Annotated in this window: 10 protein-coding genes and 1 rRNA gene (1 of these 11 only partly in view); 3 read left to right on the top strand and 8 right to left on the bottom strand. The window is 36.0% G+C overall.

Annotated elements, in window-relative coordinates; translation table 11 throughout:
• Nucleotides 1-25, bottom strand: a 16S ribosomal RNA gene (locus tag MHH42_RS02690) (it extends 1,527 nt beyond the left edge of the window).
• A gap of 396 nt (nt 26-421) precedes the next feature.
• Here MHH42_RS02690 and MHH42_RS02685 point away from each other — a divergent pair.
• A complete protein-coding gene (locus MHH42_RS02685) occupies nt 422-778 on the top strand; it encodes a YgzB family protein (protein ID WP_000025051.1) in 357 nt (118 codons plus the stop codon).
• A gap of 195 nt (nt 779-973) precedes the next feature.
• Here MHH42_RS02685 and MHH42_RS02680 read toward each other — a convergent pair whose 3' ends face one another.
• The 7 genes from MHH42_RS02680 to MHH42_RS02650 form a co-directional block, all read right to left on the bottom strand.
• Nucleotides 974-1,393: a GNAT family N-acetyltransferase gene (locus tag MHH42_RS02680; protein ID WP_340892869.1), complete on the bottom strand. Its 420-nt coding sequence runs from the start codon at nt 1,391-1,393 to the stop codon at nt 974-976.
• Nucleotides 1,394-1,584: 191 nt separating this feature from the next.
• Nucleotides 1,585-2,013: a peroxide-responsive transcriptional repressor PerR gene (gene perR, locus MHH42_RS02675; RefSeq protein WP_000237831.1), complete on the bottom strand. Its 429-nt coding sequence runs from the start codon at nt 2,011-2,013 to the stop codon at nt 1,585-1,587.
• 298 nt (nt 2,014-2,311) lie between these two features.
• Complete coding sequence (gene bcp, locus MHH42_RS02670) at nt 2,312-2,767, bottom strand: thioredoxin-dependent thiol peroxidase (RefSeq protein ID WP_000633719.1); 456 nt, start codon at nt 2,765-2,767, stop codon at nt 2,312-2,314.
• Nucleotides 2,768-2,811: 44 nt separating this feature from the next.
• The gene (locus tag MHH42_RS02665; protein WP_000964354.1) at nt 2,812-3,216 is read right to left on the bottom strand and encodes a potassium channel family protein; all 405 of its coding nucleotides are present in this window, start codon (nt 3,214-3,216) and stop codon (nt 2,812-2,814) included.
• A 72-nt stretch (nt 3,217-3,288) separates the two neighbouring features.
• The gene (locus MHH42_RS02660; RefSeq protein WP_000965746.1) at nt 3,289-4,074 is read right to left on the bottom strand and encodes an ABC transporter permease; all 786 of its coding nucleotides are present in this window, start codon (nt 4,072-4,074) and stop codon (nt 3,289-3,291) included.
• A gap of 4 nt (nt 4,075-4,078) precedes the next feature.
• The gene (locus MHH42_RS02655) at nt 4,079-4,870 is read right to left on the bottom strand and encodes an ABC transporter permease (RefSeq protein ID WP_000521522.1); all 792 of its coding nucleotides are present in this window, start codon (nt 4,868-4,870) and stop codon (nt 4,079-4,081) included.
• Nucleotides 4,863-5,876 carry an ABC transporter ATP-binding protein gene (locus MHH42_RS02650; protein ID WP_000843664.1) on the bottom strand — a complete coding sequence of 338 codons (1,014 nt, stop codon included), beginning with the start codon at nt 5,874-5,876 and terminating at the stop codon, nt 4,863-4,865. The genes MHH42_RS02655 and MHH42_RS02650 overlap by 8 nt, the downstream gene beginning before the upstream one ends.
• Nucleotides 5,877-6,003: 127 nt before the next feature.
• Between MHH42_RS02650 and hemL the strand changes: the two genes are divergently transcribed.
• A complete protein-coding gene (hemL, locus tag MHH42_RS02645; RefSeq protein ID WP_001011872.1) occupies nt 6,004-7,302 on the top strand; it encodes a glutamate-1-semialdehyde-2,1-aminomutase in 1,299 nt (432 codons plus the stop codon).
• Between the two features lie 198 nt (nt 7,303-7,500).
• Entirely contained in the window at nt 7,501-11,937 is a 4,437-nt protein-coding gene (locus tag MHH42_RS02640) for a glutamate synthase-related protein (RefSeq protein ID WP_016107479.1), read from the top strand.
• The last annotated feature ends 142 nt before the right edge of the window (nt 11,938-12,079 follow it).

Genomic DNA, 12,079 nt, shown 5'->3' with positions numbered 1-12,079 from the left:
GAGCCAGGATCAAACTCTCCAATAAAGTTAGTTTGTCTAGCATCTAAAAATAAAAATTGACGTTTCACGTTGTTTGTTTCGTTCAGTTTTCAAAGAACTACTCGGTCGCTCATTTGCGACTTCCTTATGTTAACATCTTCGTTTTTCGATGTCAACTAAGTTTTTCAATTTCTTTCTTGTCGTTTTCTGCGTTTTCGCATCAGCGACGTTTATTAATATATCACGCAGTATATATGGGGTCAATACTTTTTATAAAAAAATTTCACATCCCGTTAAGGAGTTAAAAAACCTTTGATAACCATCATTATTTCCGTTTGTTCTTCATTCCTCCTTATTTCATACCTTATCGCTTTAACATAATCTCCAGCGAATGAAAATTCTAAATTTTGTGTTATATTATTATTATAGGAGTGTGGTGAGAATGAGCATTAAATATTCAAACAAAATCAATAAAATTCGGACCTTTGCATTAAGTTTAGTATTTATCGGCCTCTTCATTGCATACTTAGGTGTCTTTTTCCGCGACAACATTATTATTATGACAACATTTATGATGGTTGGTTTTTTAGCTGTTATCGCTAGTACTGTCGTTTACTTTTGGATTGGTATGTTATCTACAAAGACTATACAAATCATTTGTCCAAGCTGCGATAAACCAACAAAAATGCTCGGTCGTGTCGACGCATGTATGCATTGCAATCAACCTTTAACACTTGATCGAAATCTAGAAGGAAAAGAATTTGATGAGAAATATAATAAGAAGAGCTATAAATTATAGGGATATAGGGTACAGTTCTATTTACAAAGCTAAAGAAGTTTCAACTCATTAAAAAGTCGATTTCTTAACCAAGAAATCGACTTTTTAATTTTTCCTTATTAAACTGAAGTTCCCGTTAGTTTAATAAGGAAAAAGGCTATTGGAAAAACGATGCCTTTCATATCGCTTACTGTCTTCTTCTAAAATTTATTATGTCTATTTTCTCGATATTACAGTAAACATCCCCGTCATGTTGGGTGAGTAATCTTTAAAATTATATTTTTCATAGAATGACGTTTTACCTTCTGATGCAAACAAACCAACAAACGCTTTATCCGGTGCAGTCTGATTTAAGTATTCAACTAAAGCACTCATTATTTTCTTTCCAATACCATTCTTTTGATAATCTAGATGAACCACTATATCTTGAATATAGAAATAGATAGCCCCATCACCAACAATTCTCCCCATACCCACAATTCGATTATTATCATTGACTGTGACGCAGTAAATAGAATTTTGAAATGATGTTTCCACCACTTCAAAATTCATATAATTAGTCCACCCGACAGAGTCACATAAATACTTGTATTCTTCCAATGTTGGAATGTTATTTTTAATCTCATATGTTTTCAAAGCGCATCCCCCAAGATGTTATTTTCACTACATAAAATCTATTCGACGCAGTTTTATCTAACCCTCTTACTAACTTAACTTGCTCTCATGGGCCTTTCCACTTAACGCTGAAATTCCAAATAAACATAAGATACCTTTATATAATAAAAAAAGAGGCTGACGTAACCGTCAGCCTCTTTTTTTATTATATATTACGCCTTATGACACTCTGGACAAACGCCATAAATTTCTAAGCGATGACTATTAATAACGAAGCCTGTCGTTTTCGCAGCTTCCTCTTCAAGCTGTTCCAATCCTCCATAAGGAAAATCAACAATCTTACCACATTTTTCACAAATCACATGATAATGTTGACTTGTAACATAATCAAATCTACTTGAAGCGTCTCCATAAGTTAATTCCTTTACAAGTCCAACTTCTTTAAATACACGTAAGTTATTATAAACAGTTGCAACACTCATATTTGGAAACTTACCTTCTAATGCTTTATAAATGTCATCCGCTGTTGGGTGCGTCATAGATTCCACAAGGTACTCTAAAATAGCATGACGCTGTGGAGTAATGCGTACACCCGTATTTTTCAGCATTTCTAGCGCTTCTTTTAATTCTTCTTTGACCACCGTCATGCACCCCGATTCTATACGGATTATTATTTTATAATTCTTATAAAGAGTGTACTCCTTTTCTTATAAATCGTCAATATTTCTACTATAAGTATGTGGTTTATTTTTGTATATAGCCTTATTCTTATGTATCTTTCCCCAGTTTCTATACATTTACATAGAAAAAAGTGCGACATAATCGCACTTGGAATACTATCATCTGAGGAGGTATGCCCTACACTTCCACTTTATGTAAGACGATAAAATATGTATAGACACTTGCCTTACTTCTATATATTTTACCTCCACTATAGGTTTACTTTATATAAGAAAGAACGTCCTCGGTATGCCCTTTTACTTTTACCTTACGCCACTCTTTTACAAGTTCACCGTCTTTATTAATAAGAAATGTCGAGCGTTCGATTCCCATATACTCTTTCCCGAAGTTCTTTTTCAATTTCCAAACATCGTACAATTCTGCCACTTTATGATCTTCATCTACTAAAAGTGTAAATGGAAGTTCATGCTTCTCAATGAATTTCAAATGTCTATTCGCTGAGTCAGGGCTTACACCAAGAATAACCGTATCCTTCTCTTGAAATAATCCATATGCATCACGAAAATCACATGCTTCTGTTGTACACCCTGGAGTCATATCTTTCGGATAAAAATATAGAACTACATTTTTCCCGCGAAAGTCAGCTAAGCGAACTTGTTCTCCGTTACTTCCTTCTAACGTGAATTCCGGTGCCATTTCTCCTACTGTAATCATTATTATCACTCCTTATTGTTTCTTTTACTATATCAAATGCGATCTTATTTTTCATTGTCTATTACAGACCTCATCACAAAAGCAAACGGTAATGTATATCCAATTAGTGCTTCTCCGATTGCAATCCATCTCCCTATTCCAATCGGAGCTATATCACCATATCCAACGGACAATAAAGTGACTGCACTAAAATATAAACAAATTTCAACAAGCTGAAAAGAATGAGCGGTCAACCTTTCACCATCTTCTTTCAAAACTGTAAAACCCATTTCCTCTAATACAACATAACTTAATCCAAATGCAATCAGTACTGTTGTATAAATTAAAAATAACGAGGCTAAATTATATAACGAAAAGAAACGTTTTGAATCTGAATACGAACTCCATAATAATTGGACACTTCTTAAAATAGCTACTGCTGCAATTAATAGAATAAATCCCCATAACATGTCCTCCACCTCATTTTATATGTATGAGATGGGCGGCTGATTTATCCCTTTGAAACGAACAAGCTTCTATAATTAATTCCCCGCACCACGATATCGTTTTACCCCTTGATTCCAGAGAGTAATTGCAATAGTAAAGCAAATGACACCAACAATTGGCGTTGCAAATGCATAGCTATTCCACTCTGTTTTTCTTAAGAAGTACGCCGCTGGGTATACTCCAACAAATGCAAATGGTAAAACAAACGTTAAAATGAAACGAATTACACGGTTATAAATATTAACAGGATAGCGGCCATAATTACCTATGTTATACATAAGCGGCATAATGGAACTTTTCGCATCCGACCAAAAACCAAGGCTCGCAAGCGTAACAAATATCCCGCCATACACAAGCGCTCCTCCTCCTACCATCAGTAAGAATAGGAAGAAATCATACCAGTAAAAGGATAAATTTAGTTCCACTGCTGCGTATCCCATTACAATAATTCCTGTAACCGCTCCAATTAAAGATTCAAGTTCCATTCTTTCTAATATAATTTGAAATAAGCTATGAATTGGTCTCGTCAATACACGATCCATTTCACCTTTAATAATGTAACGATCATTAAAGTCCCATATGTTAAAGAATGCTGAAAAAATGGCAAACGGTACTAAAAAGAAACCATAAATAAAGATGACTTCTTCTCGGCTCCATCCTTTTAATGCTTGTGTATGCCCAAATACTACGAGAATAAAGATTAAATTAACCGCTTGTAGTGATAAATCCGAAAGTAATCCGACGATAAAATCGCCTCGATACTCTAATTTAGTTTTTATATATTGGCTTGCGTATTGCAAAAATAATTTTATATATAGCATCCTATCATCCCCCTTGTACAATTAGACGTTTTCTCGCCGTTTTCCACATGAGTACAATTGGAATAATAAGTATAATTGCCCAAATTACTTGAAATAACAAAGCTTCATATAACTTACTTCCCTGTATACCTTCAGAGAAAATCATACTCGGAATATAACTAATTGCTTGAAACGGTAAAAACACCATTGCTTTTTGGGCCCATAATGGATAAAAACTAATCGGTAATAATAAACCAGAAAATAAATCAATCACAACACGTTTTGCATACATAATTCCACTATTATTAAATAAGAAGAATGTAAGCATTCCCGTCATTAAGTTTATTTGTGTATTAATGATAAAGCTAAATATTAACGATAAGAAGAAATATAACCACGTTTGAAAATTCGTTGTAATTTGTAATGAAAATAACAAAGTAACGATGACCATACCTGGGATTGAAAAGAACGCAAAACGAAATATCCCTTCGCCAAGACCTTGCATAACTTTCATTCCTAAATAGTTATATGGACGAATTAGTTCTACCGCCACACGCCCTTCTTGAATCTCCATCGCAATTTCTCTATCTATATTATTGAAATAAAAAGCACGTGCCATCCATGCGATCGCAATATACGTAGTCATTTGCGAAATAGATAAACTTTCAATATTCTCTTTCCCGCTATAAATCGCTTGCCATAAAAAATAATACGCACCGATATTAATCGTATAAATTAAAATCCCGCTGTAATAATTTGTACGATAAGCAAGCATCATTAAAAAGCGAATGCGAATCATTTCAATATACTTACCCATGCTTAATACCTTCTTCATAAATGTTACGAATTATTTCCTCTGTAGACACTTCGTTAATTTTTAAATCTTTAATTTGAAAAGCTTGTACTACTTTAGAAATAAGCATTGAAATAATAATTTCTTCATTCGGTATTTTTGCAACCCACGCATTTTCCTCTTTCGCTTTTGACCAAACGACTTGACTATCTGGCATAACCATCGATAACATCTGATAAGAAACTGGAGCGACAAATTGAAAATGGATTTCCTTCTCTGCTCCCCACTGTGTGCGAAGGTTATTTAAAGAACCGTCATACATAATATTTCCTTCATCCAGCATGATAACGCGCTCACATAAAGCTTCAATGTCAGTAATATCATGTGTTGTTAATAAAATTGTTGTTTTATAACGTTCATTCATCTCTTTTAAGAATTCACGTATTTTCAATTTCACAAGAACATCTAGCCCTATTGTTGGCTCATCTAAAAATAGTAACGGTGGATTATGAATTAATGCTGCCGCTAATTCACAGCGCATCCTTTGGCCAAGAGATAACTTTCGGACAGGCTTATCTAATAAAGGACCAATATCTAACGTTTCGATTACGTGCTCCATATGTTCCTTATACTGAGTGTCTGAAACACCGTACACTTTCTTCAATAAACGAAACGATTCTTGTACCGCAATATCCCACCAAAGCTGAGAGCGCTGACCAAAAACAACACCAATTGTTCTCACAAATTCTTCTCTTTGTTTATGTGGATTCATTCCGTTCACCGTGATTTGCCCTGAAGTCGGAGTCAAAATCCCTGTAAGCATTTTAATCGTCGTTGATTTACCAGCACCATTCTCACCAATATAACCAACCATTTCACCTTGCTTCACAGTAAAAGACACATCATTTACTGCTGGTACTATTTTATAATTACGATTTAATAAATCGCGAAATGCACCCTTTAATCCCGGACGACTTGAATAGGCTGTAAACTCTTTACGTAACCCTTGTACCTCAATTACCGATTTCATAATCGGACCCCCTTCCTAAATGTCACAACGAATAGTTTACCCAACTGCTCCTTCTATCACAAACAATACGTCTTTTCTAAAAACATGTTAGAATAATACATAGATTTTTGTAAGGAGATGAATTGTAGTGAATTTCACGAAATCAGAAGCATTACATAAAGAAGCTTTAGAACATATCGTTGGTGGTGTTAATAGTCCTTCTCGTTCTTTCAAAGCAGTTGGAGGCGGTTCTCCCGTTGCAATGGAACGTGGAAAAGGTGCTTATTTCTGGGATGTAGATGGAAATAAATATATCGATTATTTAGCAGCATACGGTCCTATTATTACTGGACATGCTCACCCCCATATAACAAAAGCAATTACAACAGCTGCTGAAAATGGTGTACTATACGGAACGCCAACAGCACTAGAAGTAAAATTTGCAAAAATGTTAAAAGAAGCAATGCCTGCATTAGATAAAGTCCGCTTCGTAAACTCTGGTACAGAATCCGTTATGACAACCATTCGTGTTGCCCGCGCTTACACTGGTCGCACAAAAATTATGAAATTTGCTGGTTGTTACCACGGTCATTCCGATTTAGTACTTGTAGCAGCTGGTTCTGGCCCTTCTACTCTTGGAACTCCTGATTCAGCTGGTGTGCCACAAAGTATTGCACAAGAGGTTATTACCGTTCCCTTTAATAATGTAGAAACTTTAAAAGAAGCGTTAGATAAATGGGGACATGAAGTAGCAGCTATCCTTGTAGAGCCAATCGTTGGAAACTTCGGTATTGTAGAGCCTAAACCTGGATTCCTTGAGAAAGTAAATGAGCTTGTCCATGAAGCTGGTGCATTAGTAATTTATGATGAAGTTATTACTGCTTTCCGCTTTATGTACGGTGGTGCTCAAGACTTACTTGGCGTAACACCAGACTTAACTGCACTTGGTAAAGTTATCGGCGGCGGACTTCCAATTGGCGCTTACGGTGGTAAGAAAGAAATTATGGAACAAGTTGCCCCGCTTGGACCTGCATATCAAGCTGGTACAATGGCAGGAAATCCTGCTTCTATGGCATCTGGTATCGCTTGTCTAGAAGTTCTTCAACAAGAAGGCGTATACGAGAAATTAGATGAACTTGGCGCAATGCTTGAAAAAGGAATTTTAGAGCAAGCTACAAAACATAATATCGATATTACAGTAAACCGCCTAAAGGGTGCATTAACTGTATACTTCACGACAAATACAATTGAAGATTACGATGCAGCCAAAAATACAGATGGTGAAATGTTCGGTAGATTCTTCAAACTTATGCTCCAAGAAGGTATTAATTTAGCACCATCTAAATATGAAGCATGGTTCTTAACGACAGAACATACACAAGAAGATATCGAATATACAATCGAAGCTGTTGGAAGAGCATTTGCTGCTTTAGCAGACAATAAATAATACTGTCATTACAAGGAAAAAAGAAAGGTTACCTTTCTTTTTTCCTTTTTTCTATTTCATAAATCCCGCATTAATAGTATAATTATTCATAATTATCTGTTTTATATTCTTTTAGATCGTTATTATCTCTGTGTACAAGGTGATTTACACCTTAAATAGTAAGATTATTCAATCTTTTACAAGAAGGGGGATTGACGGATGCTCAATAAAAAAAATACATGGACACCGTCTTTATTTCGAGATTATAAAAATGCAGAACATGATGCGTGTGGAATCGTTTCCGTTATGGAAAAAAGAAAAATTCCTACAAAAGAAAATATCGACCTTTGTATACAATCACTAATCAAAATGAACCATAGAGCTGGTTTCATCAATGGCGAAGGCGATGGTATTGGAATCCATATTGATTTACCAAAAGTACTTTGGAACGAAAAATTGAAAAGTAGCGGATATAATCCAACGATTGTGGATCATCCCCACTTTATCGTTGGACATTTTTTTCTAAACAAAAAAGAAAATATTGTTGACTTAAAAAATTACATTCGTACGCAATTAAACAATGAAAACTTTACTATTATTTTCGAAAGTGATGATGTAATAAATTCCGATGCACTCGGTCCACTTGGTAAACAGGAAGAACCTTTATTTTGGCAAGTTGCCCTTATCGCTGAAAATGAAGTTAAAAGTATTGAGCAAACATTATTTGCTGTAACGATAAAAATAGAGGAAAACGAAGCGATTCACGTTGCTTCATTAAGTCGTGATCATGTTGTATATAAAGTTCTAGGTGCTGGAGATACACTTGTTGCCTATTACAACGATTTACAACACCCACTTATCGCTTCAACTATGACATTAGGACATAATCGCTATTCTACTAATACATTATCTAATTTTTTTCGTGTACAACCATTTAGCATTCTCGGACATAATGGTGAAATTAATACAATTGCCAAATTACGTGATCAAGCCGAAATGATTCATGTACCACTAACGGCAGGGGGAAGTGACTCCCAAGATTTAAACCGCACCTTAGAGACTCTTCTTGTTCAATATAACTACAGCTTATTTGAAGCGATGGATATACTATTCCCACCAATTATTAATGAAATAAAACTATACGAAACAAACTTACAAAACTTATACACTTATATAAGAGAAGCTTGGGGACATTTCGCACAAGGACCAGCTGGCATTATTTCACGCTATAAAGATGAAGCTGTATTCAGCGTCGATTCCCTTGGCCTACGACCAGTATGGAAAGTAGAAACAGAAAGCTCTTATATTTTCTCTTCTGAACCTGGAGTTGTATCACCAACCGAATATGTAGAAGAACCGAAACCACTCGCTCCTGGAGAAAAGGTCGGATTAAAATGGAATGAACAAGATGAACTTGTTCTTTATGAATACGACAAATACCAAATTGAAGTATATAATCGTTTCCAAAAACGAATCGATGTTAACAATTATCATTTAAACTTATCTATCCCTGAAGCGAAAGAAATCCAAGGATTATGTGATTCTGTTCAAGTTGAAACGAAACAGTACGTTTCTTTCGGGTGGGATCGAGAGCATATTCAGCTCCTTGAACAGATGGCAACAAAAGGAGTTGAGCCAATTCGGTCACTTGGTCATGACTCGCCACTTGCTGCACTCGATACGGATAGACGAAATATTGCTGACTTTATTAAGGAAAGTGTAGCCGTTGTTACAAATCCAGCAATCGATCGCGATCGAGAGGTCGAACACTTCTCCACACGGACGATACTTGGAGAGCGTCCAAGTTTATTAAGCGGCGCTAAACAGCCATTTGTAGTTGAGATGCTTTCACCGATTATTTTAGAAGGAAGTGTTGCACAATCTATCGCAGAGGAATTGCACACAATTACGTACGAACAACTTATACAGTTGTTCGTTACACATAGTTCTATCGCTACAATTTCTGCCACCTTCAGTCCGTTAGAAACTTTACAATGCGCATTAAATCGAATTAGTTCCGAAGCGATAGCTGCCGTTAACAATGGTGCTTCCCTACTATTATTAGATGACGCAAAAGCTCATCTAAATGAACAGTTATGGATGGATCCACATTTAGTTACCGCTAAAGTACATCAAGTATTAAGTGAAAATAAATTACGCAGAAACTGTTCTCTCGTTATACGTTCTGGTGCCCTTCGTTCCTTACACGATATCGTCACACTATATGGATTAGGAGCAGACAGTATTAATCCATATTTATTGTTCGCGACCGTAAATGATGGATCAAAAACACCAATTATGAATCTGTATAATGCACTTAATAAAGGACTAGAGAAAGTCATTTCAACAATTGGAATTCATGAGTTACGTGGTTACGGCCGCCTCTATTCCTCTATCGGATTACATGAGGAAATCGCAAATATATTACAAATTACGAATTTCTTCGGTTCAAATGATTTAGCTTTTTCACTTGAATCGCTTGCTAAAGATGCGAAATCGCGGGCAAATGATTATAACAACCCTAAAATTAGAATGCGAAAATCATTTCATATATTCCCACGGATTTGGAAAGCAATTGGTGATGTTGCAAAAGGAAATTCTTATGATGATTACCGCGAAAAGTTAAGTGAATTAGAAGACAATAATCCGATTGCAATCAGACACCTTGTTCAAACGAAACAAACAAAGCATGTCGTTCCGGCTGAAGAAGTGTCTATTAGCATTCAAAATCATGATTTACCGTTTATTATTAGTTCCATGTCATTCGGTTCTCAAAATGAAATTGCCTTTCGTGCATATGCAGAAGCTGCCGATCAGCTAAATATGATTAGTTTGAACGGTGAAGGCGGCGAAATTAAAGATATGATTGGCAAATACCCAAATACACGTGGACAACAAGTTGCATCTGGCCGATTTGGAGTAAACGCTGAACTACTAAATTCATCAAATTTAATTGAAATAAAAATCGGTCAAGGCGCAAAACCTGGCGAAGGCGGACATTTACCAGGTTCTAAAGTAACCGCAAAAATTGCTGAGGCACGTAACGCTACAATTGGATCAGATTTAATTTCGCCTTCTAACAACCATGATATTTATTCGATTGAAGATTTAGCTCAAATGATTACAGAAATTAAAACGGCTAATCAACTTGCAAAAGTAGCCGTAAAAGTCCCTGTCGTTCCTAACATTGGAACAATTGCTGTCGGTATCGCTAAAGCTGGCGCTGATTTTATTAACATTAGCGGATTTGACGGCGGAACAGGGGCTGCACGTATTCATGCATTACAACATGTAGGTCTTCCAGTAGAAATCGGTGTTAAAGCTGCTCACAACGCTCTACTAGAAGCAGGTATGAGACATAAAGTAGAAATTTGGGCAGATGGTGGTATTCGAAGTGTAAATGATGCCTTAAAAATCATGCTTCTTGGAGCAAACCGTATTGGGTTTGGTACATTATCAATGATTGCCATCGGCTGTACAACTTGCCGTGGTTGTCATCTAGATACTTGCCACGTTGGAATTGCAACACAAATTGAATCTGAAGCACAAGCGAAAGAACATGGATTACGCCGCTTCGTCCCGCGCGAATTAGAAAGCGCAGTTGCTGGCCTATTAAATTTATTCACCACTTTCGGTTTAGAATTAAAACGGTTAACAGGGCAACTCGGTTATACAAATTTACAAGAAATTGTCGGGCGTTCCGATTTATTAGAACAAGTTCGAGGTCAAGATTTGTTAGAGTTATGTAATTTACTACAAACGATAGAAAATTCAACTGTTACAACAAGAGTATCTGTGGAAGAAAAACAATTTGAAACAGTGCATTCTCCTCACTCAAAAGAATTAGTAGGAGTTGGCGTAGAACAACGAGTTATGGGCGGTTTAGAATCTTGTTATCGCGTTCGTAGTAAATTATATGAAGATACAAAGCTTGAACCACTTACATTAAAGTATACAAATGGCTCTGTTCCTGGAAATGGATTAGGTGCTTACAATAGTGAAAACTTATTTATACACGTAAATGGCGGCGCACAAGATGGCATTGGCAAAACTTCATTTGGCGGTGGCATTTATATAACGAAAGCAAAAGGTAAAAATGGAACATATTATAATGGGTCTGTCGGAAAAGGATTTGGATATGGTGCACAAAAAGGTGCATTATACGTGCAAGGTAATGCCGACGCTCGTGCTGGTATTCGCCTTTCTGGAGCAGACATGATAATTGGAGGGAGAATGACAAAACCACTCCGTGAAAAAGAGCAAGGAAATATAGGATCATACTCGAATATTAAAGGTTTCGCTTTTGAATATATGACAAATGGGCGGGCTCTTGTTTTAGGAGATCCTGGTCCATGGATCTGTGCTGGTATGACTGGTGGTGTTGTTTATTTACGTCATGATTCAAACTTAGGTTTAACAGAAAAAGCCTTAAAAAGAAGAATCGCAAAAGGTGCAAATGTTACATTACAATCAATTAGTAAAAATGGTGTGCAAGATGTAACTGAACTATTGCTAGATTATATTCGTGTATTAAATGAGCATGAGCAATATGAGGAAGTTGCTTTGTTAACCCCGTTACTAGATGATATGCAGCAGCAATTTTTTGAAATTATCCCGAAAAAGGAGCAGGCTGATCCATCTATCTCAACTGAGTGATATATACCCTTTTTATTTTCAATAAAAAATTGACGAAGTATACTTCTCATAGTAATCTATAGTAACAATTTGAAACCTGCTGAAATTCAGCAGGTTTTTTTACTAAAAATTAATGTTTAAAAAGAATTAGGAAAAAATTATA

The organism is Bacillus sp. FSL L8-0099 (assembly GCF_038006385.1).
GTDB lineage: Bacteria > Bacillota > Bacilli > Bacillales > Bacillaceae_G > Bacillus_A > Bacillus_A toyonensis.
Note: the sequence above shows the minus strand (reverse complement) of the source record. Positions and strands in the feature narration are given on the sequence as shown.